Below are 19233 nucleotides of genomic sequence, written 5' to 3'. Positions count from 1 at the left end.
AGCGCTGGCGTAGCATGACGGGAAATCGTCCGGTACCCCCCGCGGACTGGAACGGAAGGCCCCGCCGCGTGAATGCCACAGCACCACAGGAACCGCTCGACCCGCGGGACCGTCCCGCCCGCCTGAGCGTCGGCGTTGTCGGAGCGGGCCGTGTCGGTCCCGCTCTCGCGGCGTCGCTGCGGCTCGCGGGGCACCGTCCGGTCGCCGTCTCCGGAGTCTCCGACGCGTCCGTGCGGCGGGCGGCCGCTCTGCTCCCCGACGTTCCCCTGGTGACACCCGCCGACGTACTCGCCCGCGCCGACCTGGTGCTGCTGACCGTCCCGGACGACGCCCTGCCCGCGCTCGTCGAAGGACTCGTCGATACCGGCGCGGTCCGCCCGGGGCAGCTGCTGGTGCACACCTCGGGGCGTTACGGCACGAAGGTGCTGGCCCCTGCCACGCGGGCCGGTGCGCTGCCGCTCGCGCTGCACCCCGCGATGACGTTCACGGGGACGAGCGTGGACGTCCAGCGGCTGGCGGGCTGCTCGTTCGGCGTGACCGCCCCCGAGGAGCTGCGGCTGGCCGCCGAGGCGCTCGTCATCGAGATGGGCGGCGAGCCCGAGTGGATCGAGGAGGAGAACCGCCCGCTCTACCACGCGGCCCTCGCCCTCGGCGCGAACCACCTGGTGACCCTGGTCGCCCAGTCGATGGAACTGCTCGGCAAGGCCGGGGTGGCCGCTCCCGACCGGATGCTCGGCCCGCTCCTCGGCGCCGCCCTGGACAACGCCCTGCGCTCCGGTGACGCGGCCCTGACCGGACCCGTCGCCCGCGGCGACGCGGGCACCGTCGCGGCCCATGTCGCGGAGCTGCGCAAGCACGCCCCGGGAACCGTCGCCGGTTATCTGGCGATGGCCCGCACCACCGCCGACCGCGCCCTCGCGCACGGCCTGCTCAAGCCGGAGCTCGCGGAGGATCTGCTGGGCGTTCTTGCGGAGGATGACCAGCGATGAGCCATGGTTTCGAACTCGTTCCGGCCGTGGACGAACTGAACCGCGTCCTCGGCCTGCGCGCCGTCCCCGGCCGCACCGCCGTGGTGATGACCATGGGCGCGCTCCACGACGGCCACGCCACCCTGATCCGCACCGCCCGCGCGCACGTCGGCCGCGAGGGTTTCGTCGTCGTCACGGTCTTCGTCAACCCGCTGCAGTTCGGCGCGGGCGAAGACCTCGACCGGTACCCCCGTACCCTCGACGCCGACCTCAAGACGGCCGAAGACGCGGGCGCGGACGTCGTGTTCGCCCCCTCGGCCGACGAGGTCTACCCCGGCGGCAAGCCACAGGTCACCATCGCCGCGGGCCCGATGGGGGAACGGCTCGAAGGGGCCTCGCGCCCCGGCCACTTCGACGGCATGCTCACCGTCGTCGCCAAGCTGCTCAACCTCACCCGCCCCGATGCTGCCTTCTTCGGGCAGAAGGACGCGCAGCAGCTGGCCCTGATCCGCCGGATGGCCCGCGATCTGAACTTCCCGGTCGAGATCGTCGGCGTACCGACGGTGCGGGAGCCGGACGGCCTCGCCCTGTCCAGCCGTAACCGCTATCTCTCAGCCGAGGAGCGCCGCACCGCCCTCGCGCTGTCGGGGGCGCTGTTCGCGGCCCGCGACCGGCTCACCGCCCAGCAGGCGCTGCGCGCGCGTGCCCGGTCGCAGCCCGCGTCGCAGTCCCGGGCAGCCGCGCTCTCCAAGCTCGGCGAGGCCCGCGCCGCTGCCGACGCGCACGCGGTGGCGCAGGCGGGACCGGGCGGCGCCGATGCCGTACGGGCCGCCGCCCGCGCCGTCCTCGACGAGGCGGCCAGGGCCAAGCCCCCGCTCGTACTGGACTATCTGGCCCTCATCGACCCGGCCGACTTCACCGACGTCCCCGACGACCACACCGGCGACGCCGTCCTGGCCGTCGCCGCCCGGGTGGGCACCACGCGGCTGATCGACAACATCCCCCTGACCTTCGGAGCCCCCGCATGACCGGAATACGGCTGAACGCTCCCGCCCCCGGCTGGGCCATCGACGCGGACGTCGTCGTGGTCGGCTCCGGCGTCGCAGGCCTGACCGCGGCGCTGCGCTGCGCGGCCGAGGGGCTGAGCACGGTCGTGGTCACCAAGGCCCGCCTGGACGACGGCTCCACGCGCTGGGCACAGGGCGGCATCGCGGCGGCGCTCGGCGAGGGGGACACCCCCGAGCAGCATCTGGACGACACCCTCGTCGCGGGGGCGGGGCTGTGCGACGAGGAGGCGGTACGCACCCTGGTCACCGAGGGGCCGGGCGCCGTACGCCGCCTGATCGCCACCGGGGCGCACTTCGACACCTCCGACGCCGGCGAGATAGAGCTCACCCGCGAGGGCGGGCATCACCGGCGCCGTATCGCGCACGCGGGCGGCGACGCCACGGGCGCCGAGATCTCCCGGGCGCTGGTCGAGGCGGTGCGCGACGCGGGCCTGCGGACCATCGAGAACGCCCTGGTCCTGGACCTGCTGACGGACGCCGAAGGCCGTACGGCCGGTATCACCCTGCATGTCATGGGCGAGGGCCAGCACGACGGCGTCGGCGCGGTCCACGCCCCCACGGTCGTCCTGGCCACCGGGGGCATGGGCCAGGTCTTCTCCGCCACCACCAACCCCGCGGTCTCCACCGGCGACGGCGTGGCGCTCGCGCTGCGAGCCGGGGCGGAGGTGAGCGACCTGGAATTCGTGCAGTTCCACCCGACGGTGCTCTTCCTCGGCGCGGACCGCGAGGGCCAGCAGCCGCTGGTCTCCGAGGCGGTACGGGGCGAGGGCGCCCATCTCGTCGACGCGTCCGGGACCCGCTTCATGCTCGGACAGCACGAACTGGCCGAGCTCGCGCCCCGCGACATCGTCGCCAAGGGCATCATGCGCCGGATGCAGGAGCAGGGCGTAGCCCACATGTATCTCGACGCCCGCCACTTCGGCGCCGAGATGTGGGCCTCCCGCTTCCCCACGATTCTCGCCGCGTGCCGCGCCCACGGCATCGACCCCGTCAGCGAGCCGATCCCGGTCGCGCCCGCCGCGCACTACGCCTCCGGCGGCGTCCGCACGGACCTGCACGGCCGCACCACCGTCCCGGGCCTGTACGCCTGCGGCGAGGTGGCCTGCACGGGCGTCCACGGCGCGAACCGGCTGGCGTCCAACTCCCTGCTGGAGGGCCTGGTCTTCGCCGAGCGCATCGCCGCCGACATCGCGTCCCGGGCCCCGCTGCGCGCCGGTGCGCCAGCCGCGCCGACGACCCCCTCCGTGCTGCCGCTCATCGCCCCCGAGACGCGCGCCGAGATCCAGCGGATCATGTCGCACGGCGCGGGCGTGCTCCGCTCGGCCGAAAGCCTCACCGCCGCTGCCGCCGCGCTCGATGCCGTCCACCGCGACGCCGTCGAGGGGCGCAACGGCTCCGCCGCCAAGACGGCCGAGCCCGGCGTCGAGTCCTGGGAGACCTCGAACCTTCTGTGCGTGGCCCGCGTGCTGACCACCGCCGCGCTGCGGCGCGAGGAGACCCGCGGCTGCCACTGGCGCGAGGACCGCCCCGAGCGCGACGACGCCCAGTGGCGCCGCCATCTCGTCGTACGCCTCGCCCCGGACCGGTCCCTCGTCGTCAGCCGCACCGAGAACACCGCATTCGCCCCGACCGTCCCCGCCGTCCCCGTCGCCCCCAGGGAGCCCCAACCGTGAGCACGCCCGAAGAACGTCCGCGTCCCGTGGACGTACCGCTGATCCAGATCGGCGCACCCGCCGCGGCCTCCACCGGCGGTTGCGGCGACGCGTGCGGCTGCGGAGGCGACGAGGAGGGGTACGACGACCTGGAGTGCGGCCTCGACCCCGGCCTCGCCCAGCTGCTGGCCGACGCGGGCCTCGATCCCGTACAGGTCGAGGACATCGCGCACCTCGCCCTCGCCGAGGACCTCGACGGCGGCGTGGATGTCACCACGGTGGCAACCGTCCCCCAGGACGACGTCGCCACCGGCGACTTCACCGCCCGCGAGGCCGGTACGGTCGCGGGCCTGCGAATCGCCGAGGCCGTCCTGTCGATCGTCTGCACCGACGCCTTCGAGGTCGAGCGGCATGTCGAGGACGGCGAGCGCGTCGAGGCGGGCCAGAAGCTGCTGTCCGTCACCACCAACACCCGCGATCTGCTCACCGGCGAGCGCAGCGCCCTGAATCTGCTGTGCCGCCTGTCCGGCATCGCGACCGCCACGCGCGCGTGGGCCGACGTGCTCGAAGGCACCGGCGCCAAGGTCCGCGACACCCGCAAGACCACGCCCGGACTGCGCGCCCTGGAGAAGTACGCGGTGCGCTGCGGCGGCGGCGTCAACCACCGCATGTCGCTCTCGGACGCCGCGCTGGTCAAGGACAACCACGTGGTGGCCGCGGGCGGCGTGGCGGCTGCCTTCAAGGCCGTACGGGACGCCTTCCCCGACCTCGCCATCGAGGTCGAGGTCGACACCCTCCACCAGGTCCGCGAGGTCCTGGACGCGGGTGCCGACCTGATCCTGCTGGACAACTTCACCCCCGCCGAGACCGAGGAAGCCGTCGCGATCGTCGCGCACCGCGCCCTGCTGGAGTCCTCCGGCCGCCTCAGCCTCGACACCGCCCGGGCCTATGCCGAGACGGGCGTCGACTACCTGGCGGTGGGCGCGCTCACGCACTCCTCCCGGATCCTCGACATCGGCCTCGACCTGCGCGAGGCAGGCATCTGATGCTGCTCACGATCGACGTCGGCAACACCCACACCGTCCTCGGCCTGTTCGACGGAGAGGAGATCGTCGAGCACTGGCGCATCTCCACCGACGCCCGGCGCACCGCCGACGAACTCGCGGTCCTGCTGCAGGGCCTGATGGGCATGCATCCGCTGCTCGGCGACGAACTGGGCGACGGCATCGAGGGCATCGCGATCTGCTCCACCGTCCCCTCGGTCCTGCACGAGTTGCGCGAGGTGACCCGCCGCTACTACGGCGACGTCCCGGCGGTCCTCGTCGAGCCCGGCATCAAGACCGGCGTGCCGATCCTGATGGACAACCCCAAGGAGGTCGGCACGGACCGCATCATCAACGCGGTCGCCGCCGTCGACCTGTACGGCGGTCCGGCGATCGTCGTCGACTTCGGCACGGCGACGACGTTCGACGCGGTCAGCGCACGCGGTGAGTACGCGGGCGGTGTGATCGCCCCCGGCATCGAGATCTCCGTCGAGGCGCTCGGCGTCAAGGGTGCCCAGCTCCGCAAGATCGAACTGGCCCGCCCGCGCAGCGTGATCGGCAAGAACACGGTCGAGGCGATGCAGTCGGGCATCATCTACGGCTTCGCGGGCCAGGTCGACGGCGTGGTCCGCCGCATGAAGGTCGAACTGGCCGACGATCCGGACGACGTCACCGTGATCGCGACGGGCGGCCTGGCACCGATGGTCCTGGGCGAGGCGTCGGCAATCGACGAGCACGAGCCGTGGCTGACGCTGATCGGGCTGCGGTTGGTGTACGAGCGGAACGTCTCGCGTATGTAGCCGGGGGCCGCCCCCAGACCCCCGTATGCGACTTCGGCCGCACGTCCTCAAACGCCGGACGGGCTGAAATGTGCGGCCAGGCCGCACATTCCAGCCCCGTGGGGGTCCCCCCGGACGAAGTCTGGGGGAGTTTGAGGAGCTGGGAGGTTGGGGGTCCCCCCGGACGGAGTCTGGGGGAGGGCGGGGCGGGGACAAGCCAGCCGCGGGCGCACCCCCCGCCCCCGCACCCCGGACCGCCCAGGCAGCCGCAGGCGCCCCGCCGCGCCCGGATTCCCGGAATTAACCCGATTTTGTCCAAGTCGCACGTATCGTCGCCCCATGCCCACGCCATACGGATCCCGCGGCGGCATGGCCTTCAGCGCAGACGAGCTGCGTGTGCTCCGACGCGCCCTCGCCAGTGCCCTCCATCCCGCCCCTCTCGCCGACGAGGACGTCCAGGACTGTCTGCGTCTGGCCGATTCCGTTGACGAGGCGGTACGCGAGGCCGGCCGGCTGCGTACGTTTCTCCTCGCCGACCTCGCCCGATACCGCGAAGCGCTCCCCGGCTCGGCAGCCGGCTATCTGGCGCTCCTCCAGGACGCCCTGGCCGCCGGCTACGACCCCCGCCCCGAGGACCTGGCCGCGCTGCGCACCCTGCGCGGCCATCCCGTCGGTGCCGCCGTCCTGCGCCGCTGCCAGACGCTGGCGGAGCACTCCGTACGCGCCCGGCTGGCCGGCCGCGCGGTACGGACCGAGTCGCGCGCCCCGGCGAGCGCCCCGACCCCCCGCACCCGACTGCACGCGCTCCCCGGCGGCCGCGCCGCCGACGAGCCGAAGCCGCAGCAGAAACCCCGCGAGAAGCCCCAGCAGGAACCGCAGCCCAAGGCGCCCGCACCCGGCGAGCGCCCGGTGCCCAAGCCCTCCGAGGTCTTCCCGCCCCGCCGCAAGCCCGTCCCCCCACCGGAACAGCTGGCTGCGGGATAGCTACTCTGGGAGCCATGGACTACGTATCCGCGCTCCTGCCCCCCGTGGTGATGGCCATTTTCTTCACCTTCCTGGTCGTGACGATCGTCAAGAGCCAGGGCGGCCCGAACAAGGCCAAGGAGGATGCGATCGTGGACGCCGCGCTCGCCCGTGCGGCATCCACCCGCCAGGCCGGCCGCGACGACTGACGTTCACCGGCGGACCCCTTCGCACCGAGGACGTACGGCAGATTTCCCGTCGTACGTCCTTTTTGCTGCGGCAATAACAGGCCATTCCGGCACAACTCGCACTATGGTGGCGCTGTGCCCCGCCAATTGGGAGAGCTGGAAGACGCCGTCATGACTCGCGTCTGGCAATGGAACCGGCCGGTCACCGTCCGGGAAGTCCTTGAAGACCTTCAGCAGGAACGGTCCATCGCCTACACCACCGTCATGACCGTAATGGACAATCTCCATCAGAAGGGCTGGGTGCGCAGGGAAGTCGACGGCCGCGCCTATCGATATACCGCGGTCTCCACCCGCGCCGCCTACTCGGCAGCACTGATGAACGAAGCCTGGTCCCGGAGTGACAACCCCGCCGCCGCACTGGTCGCCTTCTTCAGCATGATGTCGCCGGAGCAGCGCGAGTCCCTGCAAGCCGCGGTCCGCATGGTTCAGGACGACGAGGCCCCCGAGGGCGGTACGCCGCCGGGGCGATAGCGTCGGGCCATGCCTTATGCCGCAGCAAATGCCATCACCGTCAGGCGGGCCAGGACCAGCGATGTGCCCGAGGTCCGCCGACTCGTCGACCCGTACGTGAGTGAAGGCATCCTGCTCGACAAAGCGACGGTCACCCTTTACGAAGACATCCAGGAGTTCTGGGTCGCCGAACGCGACGAGGATGCCCGGGTGGTCGGCTGCGGCGCACTGCATGTCATGTGGGAAGACCTCGCGGAAGTACGCACTCTCGCCACCGATCCCGTCGTCAAGGGCACCGGCATCGGTCATCAGGTGCTCGGCAAGCTACTGCAGACCGCCCGCTGGCTGGGGGTGCGCAAGGTTTTCTGCCTCACCTTCGAAGTGGACTTCTTCTCGAAGCACGGCTTCGTGGAGATCGGTGAGACTCCGGTCGACGGAGATGTCTACAGCGAGCTGCTGCGTTCCTATGACGAGGGCGTCGCCGAGTTCCTCGGGCTCGAACGAGTGAAGCCGAACACCTTGGGCAACAGCCGGATGCTTCTGCACCTGTGATCACCGCAAGAGTCGGAACCCTATGTCCGAATCGCGCATGTTTCCCGCGTTCTTGAGGTTCTGAACCTCTCCCAAGGGTTTGTGTTTTCCAGGGAAAAGCGGTTTCCTTTCCGCGTACTGCATTTTCGATGAAAGGAAATCCGGTGGCACAGAAGGTTCAGGTCCTTCTTGTCGATGACCTCGACGGCGGCGAGGCGGACGAGACCGTGACGTTCGCTCTGGACGGCAAGACCTACGAGATCGACCTCACCACCGCCAATGCGGACAAGCTCCGTGGTCTCCTCGAGCCGTACGCCAAGAGCGGTCGGCGCACGGGTGGCCGCGCCGCATCCGGCCGTGGCAAGGGTCGTCCCGCCGCGGGCGGTAACAAGGACACCGCAGAAATCCGCGCCTGGGCCAAGGCGAACGGCTTCGAGGTGAACGACCGCGGCCGTGTCCCGGCCACGGTTCGTGAGGCTTACGAGAAGGCCAACGGCTGAGTATTAGTGCGCGGCGTATTCGTACGCAGCAAACGGGCCCGGTGGCACTCGGTCGCCACGGTGGCCACGAGTCGTACGAGATCGGGGCTGATACCCCCACCTGTTCCGGCACTGCGTCCGAAAGGGGCCAGAGCCGGCAGCGTCGGCTCCACCTCGCGCCCCGGCACGGGGGGTCGCAGCCATACGGCGGCCCCCCGCGAGCCAGGCCATCCGGGCGGCGGCGGGGCGGTCATCAGTCCGCCCACGCCGATGGCGGTCAGATCGAGCGCGATCCCGCCCCACTGAAGCCAGTCGAGCAGACCGGGCAACTCCTCCGCGCTTCCCGCGGCCACCAGGAACCGCATTCTGCGCCCCATCAGAACCACCGGACCGGCCGTCTCGGCCCGGCGCAGCACGGCCGCGCCCGCGTCCGCCGGCAGCTCCAGCACATCGAAGCGCAGCCCGGTGAGCAGCCGCACCGGCGACCCCTCCGCGGCGGCCCAGCCGAGTTCGTTCTCGTACCACCGCGCGGCACTGCCGTCGCAGGACGCGCGGGGAAGCGGGACGATGGAAGCCATACCCCCGGGAACGGGAGAGCCGCCCCGGGAGTTACGCAGAGTGTGAGTGCGATCGCACAGGGTGTCCGAGTCGAGGGCGTATGCGCGCTTCAGCAGGCGCAAGGTTGTTCGCCCGTAGCTGAGGGAACCGGTGCGCTCCGCATGGAGTGTCAGTGCTTGCGGGTAAGACATTCCTAGTGGGGAGGGGCGACACGCTCGCAGGTGCAGGCTCACGTTCGCCATCGGCGTAGCGGTGGTGAGGGTAACTGCCTGGCCTGCGGGAACATCGTCTCGCACCATCGGGTTGAGCAGTTGTCGGCGTTCAGCGGTCAGGAGGCCACAGACGGGTGTCGGCAGTTGGAATGAGCGGTCCCCGCTTGCGGGACTAAGCTGCGGAAGGACAGGGAGGGGACCGACCCCTTACTGCCTGACCGCTCTGAGGAGCGATTAACGATGTTCGAGAGGTTCACCGACCGCGCGCGGCGGGTTGTCGTCCTGGCTCAGGAAGAAGCCCGGATGCTCAACCACAACTACATCGGCACCGAGCACATCCTCCTGGGCCTTATCCACGAGGGTGAGGGTGTCGCCGCTAAGGCCCTGGAGAGCCTCGGGATTTCGCTCGAGGCGGTCCGCCAGCAGGTGGAGGAGATCATCGGGCAGGGCCAGCAGGCTCCGTCCGGGCACATCCCCTTCACCCCCCGTGCCAAGAAGGTCCTGGAGCTGTCGCTCCGAGAGGCCCTTCAGCTGGGCCACAACTACATCGGCACGGAGCACATCCTGCTCGGCCTGATCCGCGAGGGCGAGGGCGTCGCCGCCCAGGTCCTCGTGAAGCTCGGCGCCGATCTCAACCGGGTGCGGCAGCAGGTCATCCAGCTGCTCTCCGGCTACCAGGGCAAGGAAGCGGCCACTGCAGGCGGCCCGGCCGAGGGCACCCCCTCGACCTCGCTCGTCCTGGACCAGTTCGGCCGGAATCTCACCCAGGCCGCTCGTGAATCCAAGCTCGACCCGGTCATCGGGCGCGAGAAGGAGATCGAGCGGGTCATGCAGGTGCTCTCCCGCCGTACCAAGAACAACCCGGTTCTCATCGGCGAGCCCGGCGTCGGCAAGACGGCGGTCGTCGAGGGCCTGGCTCAGGCCATCGTCAAGGGTGAGGTGCCCGAGACCCTCAAGGACAAGCACCTCTACACCCTGGACCTCGGTGCGCTCGTCGCCGGCTCCCGCTACCGCGGTGACTTCGAGGAGCGCCTGAAGAAGGTTCTCAAGGAGATCCGCACCCGCGGCGACATCATCCTGTTCATCGACGAGCTCCACACCCTGGTGGGTGCGGGTGCCGCCGAGGGCGCGATCGACGCCGCCTCGATCCTCAAGCCGATGCTGGCCCGTGGTGAGCTGCAGACCATCGGCGCCACGACGCTGGACGAGTACCGCAAGCACCTGGAGAAGGACGCCGCGCTCGAGCGCCGCTTCCAGCCCATCCAGGTCGCGGAGCCGTCGCTGCCGCACACCATCGAGATCCTCAAGGGCCTCCGGGACCGCTACGAGGCCCACCACCGCGTCTCCATCACCGACGAGGCGCTGGTCCAGGCCGCGACGCTGGCGGACAGGTACATCTCGGACCGCTTCCTGCCGGACAAGGCGATCGACCTGATCGACGAGGCCGGTTCACGGATGCGCATCCGCCGGATGACCGCGCCGCCGGACCTCCGCGAGTTCGACGAGAAGATCGCGGGCGTCCGCCGCGACAAGGAGTCGGCGATCGACTCCCAGGACTTCGAGAAGGCGGCCTCTCTCCGCGACAAGGAGAAGCAGCTGCTCGCGGCGAAGACCAAGCGCGAGAAGGAATGGAAGGCCGGCGACATGGACGTCGTCGCCGAGGTCGACGGCGAGCTCATCGCCGAAGTCCTCGCCACGGCGACCGGCATTCCCGTCTTCAAGCTCACCGAGGAAGAGTCTTCCCGGCTGCTGCGCATGGAGGACGAGCTCCACAAGCGCGTCATCGGTCAGAAGGACGCCATCAAGGCGCTCTCGCAGGCCATCCGCCGTACGCGAGCGGGTCTGAAGGACCCGAAGCGCCCCGGTGGCTCGTTCATCTTCGCCGGCCCGTCTGGTGTCGGTAAGACCGAGCTCTCCAAGACGCTCGCCGAATTCCTCTTCGGCGACGAGGATGCGCTGATCTCCCTCGACATGTCGGAGTTCAGCGAGAAGCACACGGTTTCGCGTCTCTTCGGTTCCCCGCCCGGATACGTGGGTTACGAAGAGGGCGGCCAGCTCACCGAGAAGGTGCGCCGGAAGCCGTTCTCCGTCGTCCTCTTCGACGAGGTCGAGAAGGCCCACCCCGATATCTTCAATTCCCTTCTGCAGATCCTGGAGGACGGTCGGCTGACCGACTCCCAGGGCCGGGTCGTGGACTTCAAGAACACGGTCATCATCATGACGACCAACCTCGGGACCCGGGACATCTCGAAGGGCTTCAACCTGGGCTTCGCGGCGCAGGGCGACGTCAAGTCGAACTACGACCGGATGAAGGTCAAGGTCAACGAAGAGCTGAAGCAGCACTTCCGGCCCGAGTTCCTCAACCGTGTCGACGACACCGTGGTCTTCCACCAGCTGACCGAGGAAGACATCATCCAGATCGTCGACCTCATGATCGCCAAGGTGGACGAGCGCCTGAAGGACCGCGACATGGGTCTGGAGCTCAGCCCCACGGCCAAGTCGCTGCTCGCGAAGAAGGGCTACGACCCGGTTCTGGGCGCCCGGCCGCTGCGCCGGACGATCCAGCGCGAGATCGAGGACATCCTGTCGGAGAAGATCCTCTTCGGCGAGCTGCGCCCCGGTCACATCGTGGTCGTGGACACCGAGGGCGAGGGTGAGGAGAAGAAGTTCACCTTCCGCGGCGAGGAGAAGTCGGCGCTGCCGGACGTTCCTCCGATCGAGCAGGCGGCCGGCGGAGCCGGGCCGAACCTGTCGAAGGACGCGTAAGCGTTCTGAGTGTCCGAAGGGGCTGCCCCGGACCGTTTCGTACGGTCCGGGGCAGCCCCTTCTTCTGCCTGTCCCGTCGGTGAGACCCTGAGCGGGCCACCGGCGTTTCAGCAGAACTTCGGCTTCTGCCAGGAGCATTCGAGGTTGGACGGAAGCTCCTGGGTGCGCACCGCGTTCGGGGCCACAGCGGCGATGGCGCCCGCCCCCGTGTCAGACTTCGCGAGGGTGACGACGATCGCGTCCTCGATGCTCTTCACCGAGGACGCCAGGTAGTTGTTGAGGACGATGCTGTAGACCAGCTCACGGCCCGCAGCGTCCTTCACATACCCCGACAGCGCCGAGGCGCCCGTCAACGACCCTGTCTTGCCACGGGCGTTGAGAGCCGCAGGGGTCCCGCACATACGGGAGCGCAGGGTGCCGCCGATCGCGCGGTCGGTGTTGCAGGCCACCGGAAGGGATGCGTACCAGTCGGCGTACCAGGGAGCGTCCCGTACGGAGAGGAGCAGGGTGGCGAGCTGTTCGGCCGGGAAGAGATTCATACGGGTCAGGCCCGAGCCGTCGAACTGGCGGATCGTGGAGGTCCGTACGCCTTCCTTCCCCAGGTAGCCGCCGATTGCCGCGAGGCCCGCTTCCCAGGTACCGCGGCCTGCCGTCTCGTAGCCGATCGTCTTGGTGAGCGTCTCGGCGTGCATGTTGTTGGACAGCTTCATGAAGGGGAACATCAACTCCCGCAGCGGCATGGAGTTGTGAGAGGCCAGCAGCTTCGCGCCGGGCGGGGTCGCACGGCCGAGGCGGGGGCTCCCCGACATGCGTATGCCGTGCTCGGCGAGCGCGTCGGAGAAGACCGCGGCGGCGTAGCCCGTGGGCTCCCAGGTGGCCACCCACTCCTTGGTCGCGCTCGCGCCGACGGGGATGTTCCCGCTGATGATGATCGTGTTGGTGCCGTGCTGCCGCTCGATGGCGAGGGTGTCGGTCTGCCCGGCGGGGACCGTGGTGCCGCGGTTGTCGACGCGTACGTAGTCGGTGAGCGGGGTGAGGCTCACGCGCGGCTTGTCGCCGGGGGCGGCGCCCGGCAGTGCCTCGACGATGACCGTGCCGGAGTCGTAATCGGTATCCGGCGCGAGGGTGAGCGGTGAGATCTGCGCGGAATAGTACGAGGACTCGTCGTCGGCGGCCCAGGAGCGGCCGAGGCGCTGGGTGTCGAAACGGGTGTCGTCCGCGACGATGCGGCCGGTGACGCGCTTCACGCCCGAGGCCGCGAGGTCGGCGGCGAGCCGGTCGTAGTCCTTGGCGAGGGTTGTGGGATCGCCGCCGCCGCGCAGATAGAGATCGCCGCGGAGGGTGGATTCGTGACGGCTGCCGGTGGACAGGACGTCGGTGTGGAAGCGGTATTCGGGACCGAGCAGGGCCATCGCGGCGGCGGAGGTGGCGAGTTTGGTGTTGGAGGCGGGCATCAGGCGGTCGCCGCCGTCGCGCTGGTAGAGCCGCTCCCCGGTGGCGGCGTCGGCGATGACCACGCTCGCGGCCCCGCCCTCCATGCGGGCGTCGGCGAGGATCGCGTCGATGGCGCCCTTGAGCCCGGTGTCGGAGGGTCCGGCTCCGGCGGGTGCGCTCCAGGTGAGTGTGGACGTGAGGATGCAGGCGAGGCCTAAGAGGGCGGGCCTGAGCCGGCTGCGGAGCTGTCCGCGGCCTCGGGTCGGGCGAATCACGGGTCTACTCATGGCACAGGAGCATCCCGGAGGCGGGGCGGGTCGGGAAGGTGGCGGTTCGGTCGTATGGGCGCCACTTCCGGAGTGTCGATCTGGGGCGAAACCGGCATTTGCGACACGGGAGTTGGTGTGTCGCGGCTAACATTCGCGGCCCCCGGCGGGCCCCGGGTCCGTGACAAGGCACACAGGCTCATCCGGCCCTACTAGCCGGGATAGGAGCACTTGTCACCCCTCGAAGGGGGTCCTCCGTCCAGGATCGCGGCGAGACCTTTGGTCCATAACTGGGCGAGAGGTGCTTATCCGGGCGGGATGTCGGTTTCGGCCGGTTCACACAAGGGCTTAAACCTCTCCATGCTGGGATATTTTGTCCGCTTTTCGAGCGACTCCGGTGGGGATGGGAATGGCGTCAAGAGTTGAATTCCCGGGGTGACGGCTACGACGCAATGTCGTAGATGGGGTGTTTGAGGTGGAACGGGAGGACGGGTTACCAAGGGATGGCCAGCCCGGTGCCAGCGCGCCGGGTCCATTCATGCCCGGAGGTTCTCCCGTATGTCGAAGCGCGTCATCAACCACCGTCTCCGCCCGTCCGTGCTCCGTAACCGTGGCACCGTCGTCGCCGCCGGACTCGGCGCCGTGATGGTCGTCGGAGCCGGTGCCGGTGTCGCCTCCGCAACTGCGGGCAAGGCGGCAGCCACGACTCCCGCAGCCGCCGTGGCCGTCCAGGCCGACGTGCAGGCCAAGGCCGCCGCGACGGCGAAGGCTGCAGCGGCCGCCAAGGCCGCCGCCAACGCGAAGGCCCTCAAGGCCGCCGCGAAGGCCAAGGCCGCGAAGGCTGCCGCGGTGAAGGCCGCTGCCGCGAAGGCCGCCAAGGCCAAGGCCGCCAAGAAGGTCGGCTGGGTCAAGCCTGTCGCCCGCTACACGCTGAGCGCGAGCTTCAACCAGGGCGGCGCCATGTGGTCCCACAAGCACTCCGGCCAGGACTTCGCCGTTCCGGTCGGCACCGTGGTCAAGGCCACCCACGGCGGTGTCGTCGTGAAGGCCGGCCCGAACGGCGGCGGCGACGGTTCCGCGTACGGCAACGCCATTGTGATCAAGCACGCCAACGGCACGTACTCGCAGTACGCCCACCTGTCGAAGATCAACGTGTTCGTCGGCAAGCACGTGAAGACCGGCCAGACGATCGCCCGCTCGGGCAACACCGGTAACTCCTCCGGCCCGCACCTGCACTTCGAGATCCGTACGACCCCGAACTACGGCTCCGCGGTCAACCCCATGGCCTTCCTGCGTGCCGAGGGCGTCTCCATCTGACGCACCGAGCCGGACGCACCAGGCCGGACCCACTGGGCCCGGTGCGCCGAGCTTGACGCCGCAGCGCGTCAGCCCTTGACGCCGTGAGCCTGGCTCACGAGATCGGTGGCGACCTCGAGGACGGCCATGCGCTTGTCCTCCGGGTCGCCTTCGACGTCCTTGAGCAGGAACATCCCGGCGTGCATCGTGAAGAGTGCGCTGAAGCAGCGGACCTGGTCGGACAGCGCCGCCTCGGGCTCCTTGATCAGCTCCACCATCGCCAGCATCCGGTCCTTGAAGGTCTCGCCGATGCTCAGATCGCGCAGCGTCGCCTGGTTCTCCTGCATGAAACGGAAGAGCGGGGCCGCGCCGAGCAGTGCCTGGCTGTAGCGGCGCAGGATCTCCTTCTTCGTCTCCAGGGTGTGCGGCTGCGTCTGTGCCCACTCGATCAGCTCGTCCATCGGCCTCGTGAGGTCCTGGAAGAGGCTGATCAGGATGTCTTCCTTGGTCTTGAAGTGGTAGTACAGCGCGGCCTTGGTGACGTCGAGGGCCTCTGCGATCTCGCGCAGCGAGGTCTTCTCGTAGCCCTGCTCGGCGAAGAGCTCCAGGGCCACGTCCTGAATGCGCTGGCGGGTGTTGCCTCTGGCCATGGGGCTCTCCTGAAAACTTACTTGACGCCCGGCTAGTTGCGGGTCTACCTTCCCAGTGTAGTCAGCTAGCCGGGCGGCAAGTAAGTGTCGGGGAGTTGGAACGATGGCCGGTATATCGGGAGACAAGAAAAAGCCGAGCGCCGAGGCGCCGGGGGAGCAACAGGCGAAGCAACCGTCACAGGCGCAGCAGGAGGCTCAGCCTCAGGAGCGCAGCGTCCGGGTCGTGATCCTCGCGCTCATGATCGCCATGCTGCTGGCCATGCTCGACAACATGATCGTCGGCACCGCCATGCCGACCATCGTCGGTGAGCTCGGCGGCCTGGAGCATCTCTCCTGGGTCGTCACCGCGTACACCCTGGCCACCGCCGCCTCCACCCCGATCTGGGGCAAGCTCGGCGACATGTACGGCCGCAAGGGAACCTTCCTTACCTCCATCGTGCTCTTCCTGATCGGCTCGGCACTCAGCGGCATGGCCCAGGACATGGGCCAGCTCATCGGCTTCCGCGCCATCCAGGGACTGGGCGCGGGCGGACTGATGGTCGGCGTCATGGCGATCATCGGCGATCTGGTTCCGCCGCGGGAGCGCGGCAAGTACCAGGGCATGATGGCGGCCGTCATGGCCGTCGCGATGATCGGCGGACCGCTGGTCGGCGGCACCATCACCGACCACCTCGGCTGGCGCTGGAGCTTCTACATCAACCTGCCGCTCGGTGCCGTCGCGCTCGCCATGGTCACCGCGGTGCTCCACCTGCCGAAGAAGGAACGGACCAAGGCGCGCATCGACTATGTGGGCGCCGGGCTGCTGACCGTGGGCATCACCTCGATCGTGCTCGTGACCACCTGGGGCGGTACGGAGTACGCCTGGGACTCGGCCGTGATCATGGAGCTCATCGCGATCGGCGTGGCCGCGCTCACCGGCTTCTTCTTCGTCGAGACCAAGGCCGCCGAACCGATCATGCCGCTGCACATCTTCCGCAGCCGCAACTTCTCCCTCATGTCGGTGATCGGCTTCCTGACCGGATTCGTGATGTTCGGTGCGGTGCTCTTCCTGCCGCTGTACCAGCAGTCGGTCCAGGGCGCCTCCGCGACCAACTCCGGCCTGCTGCTGCTCCCGATGCTGATGTCGATGCTCGTCGTCTCGATGATCGCGGGCCGGGTCACCACCAGCACCGGCAAGTACCGGCTCTTCCCGATCATCGGCGGCGGGCTGATGATGGTCGGCCTGTACCTGCTCTCGACGATGGACACCGAGACCTCGCGGCTGACCTCCAGCCTGTACATGGCGGTGCTCGGCGCGGGCATGGGCTTCCTGATGCAGATCACCATGCTGGTCGCGCAGAACAGCGTGGAGCTGAAGGACATGGGCGTCGCGTCCTCCGGCGCCACCCTCTTCCGTACGCTCGGCAGCTCCTTCGGCGTCGCGATCATGGGCGCGCTGTTCACCAGCCGGGTGCAGCACGAGATGGCGGCCAGGGGCGGCTCGGCGATCACCGAGCGGTCCGCGCAGTTGGACGCCGCGAGCCTGGCGAAGCTGCCGGACCCGGTGAGGGAGGCGTACGAGGTCGCGGTGTCGTCCGGCACCCACGCGGCCTTCCTGCTGGGGGCGGCGGTCGCGGTGATCGGCTTCCTGGCGGCGTTCTTCGTCAAGGAGGTACCGCTGCGCGGGGCGGCCCCGGCGCCCGCCGCGGAACCGAACGCGGACGCTCAGCAGAGTGCGGACGCGGAGGAGAGTGCGGATGCCGGCGGCGAGAAGGTCGCCGAGAGGGTCTGACCGCGCCCGAACCCCGCAGAATGCCCGGCCGACGGCCCCCGGTGTGCACACCGGGGGCCGTTGTCAGTGGTCCGGGAGCGGCATCATCGGGAAGCTGCCCGTGTTCGTCGGCGCGTGCTCGGGCAGCCACAGCACCGCGATCGCGCCGCCGGACTCGCCCAGCGGCGTCTGCATCCCTTCCGGCGCGGCATTGCGGAAGGTCAGCCGTGCGCCGAGGACGCGTGCCTGGCCCGCCGCGATCGTCAGACCCAGGCCGTGGCCCGTGCCCGCCCGGTCGCTGGCGCCCGTACGGAAGCGGCTCGGGCCCTCGCGCAGCAGCGCCTCGGGATAGCCGGGACCGTGGTCGCGGACCCGCACCACGCGGCCCTCGACGGTGACCTCGACCGCCGGTTTTCCGTACTTGGCGGCGTTGGTCAGCAGATTGAGCAGGATGCGTTCGAGGCGACGCGGATCGGTGCTGACCCAGGACTCGTGCACGACCCGGACCACCACGTCCGGATTCAGTGCCGTGATCCGGCGGCTGACGAACTCGCCGAGCGCGATCTCCTGGAGTTCGGCCCGCTCCGACGCGCTGTCGAGCCTTGCCACCTCCAGGACGTCCTCGACCAGCGTCCGCATGGCCTGTGCCCGGTCCCGTACGAGCTCGCTGGGGCGGCCGGGCGGCAGCAGCTCGGCGGCCGTGAGCAGCCCGGTGACGGGGGTGCGCAGCTCGTGCGCGATATCCGCGGTGACGCGGCGCTCCGCCTCGATGCGTTCGTTCAGCGCGTCGGTCAGGGCGTCGACGGCACGGGCGAGATCGTCGGTCTCGTCGCGTACGACACCGCCGATGGCGTCCCTGACCCGTACATCCGTCTTGCCCTGGGCGACATTGCCGGCTGCCGCGGCGGCCTTGCGCAGTCTGCGCGAGAGCTGTCCGCCGATCAGCACTCCGAGCGCGCAGCCGCCGAACACCACCGAGACCGAGCCGATGATCAGCGCCCGGTCGAGGTCGTTCATGACGGTGGCGCTGCGTCCGGCGAACTGGCTGTGCAGGGAGAGCACATCGCCGTTGGACAGGGGTACGGCGGCCCAGATGTCGGGCGTGCTGCCGTGGCCCTCGTAGACGTAACTGCCGCGCCGCTTCTCCCGCATCAGCTTCTGGAGCGACTTGGGCAGCGCGGGGTCATTGATCTTGGTGTTGAAGCGGGGGTCCTTCTTGGACGTCTCGTACCAGCGCTGCGCGAGCAGCACCCGGTCCATCTGGACATCGCGCGCGTTGTCCAGCATCGAGACGCGGGCTGCGTTGTGCACAACAAGACTCAGCGCCACGGCGATCAGTGCGCCCACCCCTGCGATCGCGATGCTGATCTTCCACCGGACGCCGGTGCGCAGTACGAGCCGCCTCATGCCTTGAGCTTGTAACCGAAGCCGCGGACCGTCTCGATCCGGTCCTGTCCGATCTTGGTGCGGAGCCGCTGGACATGGACGTCCACCACCCGGGTGTCGCCGCCCCAGCCGTAGTCCCAGACCCGCTCCAGCAGCTTGTCGCGGGAGAGCACGGTGCCGGGCGCGGAGGAGAACTCCAGCAGCAGCCGCATCTCGGTCGGCGTCAGCGCCACCGGATCACCGGCCTTGCGCACTTCCATGCCCTCCGTGTCGATCTCGAGATCGCCGAAGACCAGCAGCGCCTCCTGCGCCTCCTGGCCCGCGGGGCCCGACTCGCCGCCCGCCGCGCCGCCCGCGTGGCCGAAGCGGCGCAGGACCGCGCGGATACGGGCGACCAGCACCGCGCCGTCGAAGGGCTTGGTGACGTAGTCGTCGGCGCCGGCCTCCAGGCCGAGCACCACATCGATGGAGTCGGCCCGCGCGGACAGCATGATCACCGGCACGGTCGACTCGTCCCGGATACGGCGGCACAGACTCACGCCGTCAAGGCCCGGCACCATCACATCGAGCAGCGCGATGTCCGGACGGTTCGCCCGGAACGCGTCGAGGCCCTGCAGCCCGTCGGGCATCGCGGTCACCCTGAAGCCGTCGCGCTCCAGCGCCAGCTGGGTCGCCTCGCGGATGACGTCGTCGTCCTCCACGAACAGGACATGGGTCTCGGCCATCCCGCTGCTC

18 protein-coding genes are annotated in these 19233 nt (G+C 69.7%); 13 read left to right on the top strand and 5 right to left on the bottom strand.

The features are described 5' to 3' along the window. The first annotated feature begins 68 nt into the window (after positions 1 to 68). The 10 genes from OOK40_RS11720 (at position 69) to OOK40_RS11675 (ending at position 8201) form a co-directional block, all read left to right on the top strand. Entirely contained in the window at positions 69 to 989 is a 921-nt protein-coding gene (locus tag OOK40_RS11720; RefSeq protein WP_266479672.1) for a Rossmann-like and DUF2520 domain-containing protein, read from the top strand. After that, on the top strand, positions 986 to 1996 hold the full coding sequence (gene panC, locus OOK40_RS11715) for a pantoate--beta-alanine ligase (protein ID WP_266479669.1): 1011 nt from the start codon (positions 986 to 988) through the stop codon (positions 1994 to 1996). Before OOK40_RS11720 ends, panC begins: the two co-directional genes overlap by 4 nt. Continuing rightward, the gene (locus OOK40_RS11710; protein ID WP_266479667.1) at positions 1993 to 3708 is read left to right on the top strand and encodes an L-aspartate oxidase; all 1716 of its coding nucleotides are present in this window, start codon (positions 1993 to 1995) and stop codon (positions 3706 to 3708) included. The genes panC and OOK40_RS11710 overlap by 4 nt, the downstream gene beginning before the upstream one ends. Next, positions 3705 to 4733 (top strand): carboxylating nicotinate-nucleotide diphosphorylase, encoded by a 1029-nt coding sequence (gene nadC, locus OOK40_RS11705; RefSeq protein ID WP_266479665.1) that lies wholly within the window; start codon positions 3705 to 3707, stop codon positions 4731 to 4733. The genes OOK40_RS11710 and nadC overlap by 4 nt, the downstream gene beginning before the upstream one ends. Beyond that, complete coding sequence (locus OOK40_RS11700) at positions 4733 to 5530, top strand: type III pantothenate kinase (RefSeq protein WP_266479662.1); 798 nt, start codon at positions 4733 to 4735, stop codon at positions 5528 to 5530. Before nadC ends, OOK40_RS11700 begins: the two co-directional genes overlap by 1 nt. Before the next feature lie 348 nt (positions 5531 to 5878). Beyond that, positions 5879 to 6493, top strand: a complete 615-nt coding sequence (locus OOK40_RS11695) for a hypothetical protein (RefSeq protein WP_266481601.1) — start codon at positions 5879 to 5881, stop codon at positions 6491 to 6493. A gap of 14 nt (positions 6494 to 6507) precedes the next feature. After that, complete coding sequence (locus OOK40_RS11690; RefSeq protein ID WP_266479660.1) at positions 6508 to 6681, top strand: hypothetical protein; 174 nt, start codon at positions 6508 to 6510, stop codon at positions 6679 to 6681. Between the two features lie 114 nt (positions 6682 to 6795). Continuing rightward, positions 6796 to 7191 carry a BlaI/MecI/CopY family transcriptional regulator gene (locus OOK40_RS11685; protein WP_266479657.1) on the top strand — a complete coding sequence of 132 codons (396 nt, stop codon included), beginning with the start codon at positions 6796 to 6798 and terminating at the stop codon, positions 7189 to 7191. A gap of 9 nt (positions 7192 to 7200) precedes the next feature. Further along, the gene (locus OOK40_RS11680) at positions 7201 to 7722 is read left to right on the top strand and encodes an amino-acid N-acetyltransferase (protein ID WP_266479655.1); all 522 of its coding nucleotides are present in this window, start codon (positions 7201 to 7203) and stop codon (positions 7720 to 7722) included. Positions 7723 to 7865: 143 nt separating this feature from the next. Then, positions 7866 to 8201 carry an Lsr2 family protein gene (locus OOK40_RS11675; RefSeq protein WP_142214397.1) on the top strand — a complete coding sequence of 112 codons (336 nt, stop codon included), beginning with the start codon at positions 7866 to 7868 and terminating at the stop codon, positions 8199 to 8201. Here the strand turns inward: OOK40_RS11675 and OOK40_RS11670 are convergent. Then, complete coding sequence (locus OOK40_RS11670) at positions 8180 to 8758, bottom strand: SCO3374 family protein (RefSeq protein ID WP_266479647.1); 579 nt, start codon at positions 8756 to 8758, stop codon at positions 8180 to 8182. The two genes, OOK40_RS11675 and OOK40_RS11670, sit on opposite strands and share 22 nt — an antisense overlap. 432 nt (positions 8759 to 9190) lie before the next feature. Here OOK40_RS11670 and OOK40_RS11665 point away from each other — a divergent pair, with 432 nt between their 5' ends. Further along, a complete protein-coding gene (locus OOK40_RS11665; protein WP_266479644.1) occupies positions 9191 to 11716 on the top strand; it encodes an ATP-dependent Clp protease ATP-binding subunit in 2526 nt (841 codons plus the stop codon). Positions 11717 to 11823: 107 nt separating this feature from the next. On the opposite strand, the gene dacB is transcribed toward OOK40_RS11665, so the two are convergent. After that, positions 11824 to 13437: a D-alanyl-D-alanine carboxypeptidase/D-alanyl-D-alanine-endopeptidase gene (gene dacB, locus OOK40_RS11660; RefSeq protein ID WP_266479641.1), complete on the bottom strand. Its 1614-nt coding sequence runs from the start codon at positions 13435 to 13437 to the stop codon at positions 11824 to 11826. A 537-nt stretch (positions 13438 to 13974) separates the two neighbouring features. Here dacB and OOK40_RS11655 point away from each other — a divergent pair. Beyond that, on the top strand, positions 13975 to 14733 hold the full coding sequence (locus OOK40_RS11655; protein ID WP_266479638.1) for a M23 family metallopeptidase: 759 nt from the start codon (positions 13975 to 13977) through the stop codon (positions 14731 to 14733). A gap of 68 nt (positions 14734 to 14801) precedes the next feature. Here the strand turns inward: OOK40_RS11655 and OOK40_RS11650 are convergent, their stop codons facing one another. Further along, a complete protein-coding gene (locus OOK40_RS11650; protein ID WP_266479636.1) occupies positions 14802 to 15362 on the bottom strand; it encodes a TetR/AcrR family transcriptional regulator in 561 nt (186 codons plus the stop codon). A 103-nt stretch (positions 15363 to 15465) separates the two neighbouring features. On the opposite strand from OOK40_RS11650, the gene OOK40_RS11645 reads away from it, so the two are divergent. After that, positions 15466 to 17133, top strand: coding sequence for an MDR family MFS transporter (locus OOK40_RS11645; protein ID WP_266479634.1), 1668 nt, complete (start codon positions 15466 to 15468; stop codon positions 17131 to 17133). 63 nt (positions 17134 to 17196) lie between these two features. Here the strand turns inward: OOK40_RS11645 and cseC are convergent, their stop codons facing one another. Beyond that, complete coding sequence (gene cseC / locus OOK40_RS11640) at positions 17197 to 18519, bottom strand: two-component system sensor histidine kinase CseC (protein ID WP_266479631.1); 1323 nt, start codon at positions 18517 to 18519, stop codon at positions 17197 to 17199. Beyond that, positions 18516 to 19223 carry a two-component system response regulator CseB gene (gene cseB / locus OOK40_RS11635; RefSeq protein WP_266479629.1) on the bottom strand — a complete coding sequence of 236 codons (708 nt, stop codon included), beginning with the start codon at positions 19221 to 19223 and terminating at the stop codon, positions 18516 to 18518. Before cseB ends, cseC begins: the two co-directional genes overlap by 4 nt. Positions 19224 to 19233: the final 10 nt, after the last annotated feature.

The sequence above is a fragment of the Streptomyces sp. NBC_01481 genome (assembly GCF_026339995.1).
In the GTDB taxonomy this organism is placed as follows: Bacteria; Actinomycetota; Actinomycetes; order Streptomycetales; family Streptomycetaceae; genus Streptomyces.
The sequence above is the reverse complement of the archived record's forward strand: the minus strand, read 5'-3'. Positions and strand labels throughout refer to the sequence as shown.

What these genes read in the sequence shown, in the direction of transcription:
- cseC (WP_266479631.1), bottom strand. Translation starts at nt 18,519, where the DNA reads ATGAGGCGGCTCGTACTGCGCACCGGCGTCCGGTGGAAGATCAGCATC.
- panC (WP_266479669.1), top strand. Translation starts at nt 986, where the DNA reads ATGAGCCATGGTTTCGAACTCGTTCCGGCCGTGGACGAACTGAACCGC.
- dacB (WP_266479641.1), bottom strand. Translation starts at nt 13,437, where the DNA reads ATGAGTAGACCCGTGATTCGCCCGACCCGAGGCCGCGGACAGCTCCGC.
- OOK40_RS11695 (WP_266481601.1), top strand. Translation starts at nt 5,879, where the DNA reads ATGGCCTTCAGCGCAGACGAGCTGCGTGTGCTCCGACGCGCCCTCGCC.
- OOK40_RS11700 (WP_266479662.1), top strand. Translation starts at nt 4,733, where the DNA reads ATGCTGCTCACGATCGACGTCGGCAACACCCACACCGTCCTCGGCCTG.
- OOK40_RS11690 (WP_266479660.1), top strand. Translation starts at nt 6,508, where the DNA reads ATGGACTACGTATCCGCGCTCCTGCCCCCCGTGGTGATGGCCATTTTC.
- OOK40_RS11665 (WP_266479644.1), top strand. Translation starts at nt 9,191, where the DNA reads ATGTTCGAGAGGTTCACCGACCGCGCGCGGCGGGTTGTCGTCCTGGCT.
- OOK40_RS11650 (WP_266479636.1), bottom strand. Translation starts at nt 15,362, where the DNA reads ATGGCCAGAGGCAACACCCGCCAGCGCATTCAGGACGTGGCCCTGGAG.
- OOK40_RS11655 (WP_266479638.1), top strand. Translation starts at nt 13,975, where the DNA reads ATGTCGAAGCGCGTCATCAACCACCGTCTCCGCCCGTCCGTGCTCCGT.
- OOK40_RS11645 (WP_266479634.1), top strand. Translation starts at nt 15,466, where the DNA reads ATGGCCGGTATATCGGGAGACAAGAAAAAGCCGAGCGCCGAGGCGCCG.
- OOK40_RS11670 (WP_266479647.1), bottom strand. Translation starts at nt 8,758, where the DNA reads ATGGCTTCCATCGTCCCGCTTCCCCGCGCGTCCTGCGACGGCAGTGCC.
- OOK40_RS11680 (WP_266479655.1), top strand. Translation starts at nt 7,201, where the DNA reads ATGCCTTATGCCGCAGCAAATGCCATCACCGTCAGGCGGGCCAGGACC.
- OOK40_RS11710 (WP_266479667.1), top strand. Translation starts at nt 1,993, where the DNA reads ATGACCGGAATACGGCTGAACGCTCCCGCCCCCGGCTGGGCCATCGAC.
- cseB (WP_266479629.1), bottom strand. Translation starts at nt 19,223, where the DNA reads ATGGCCGAGACCCATGTCCTGTTCGTGGAGGACGACGACGTCATCCGC.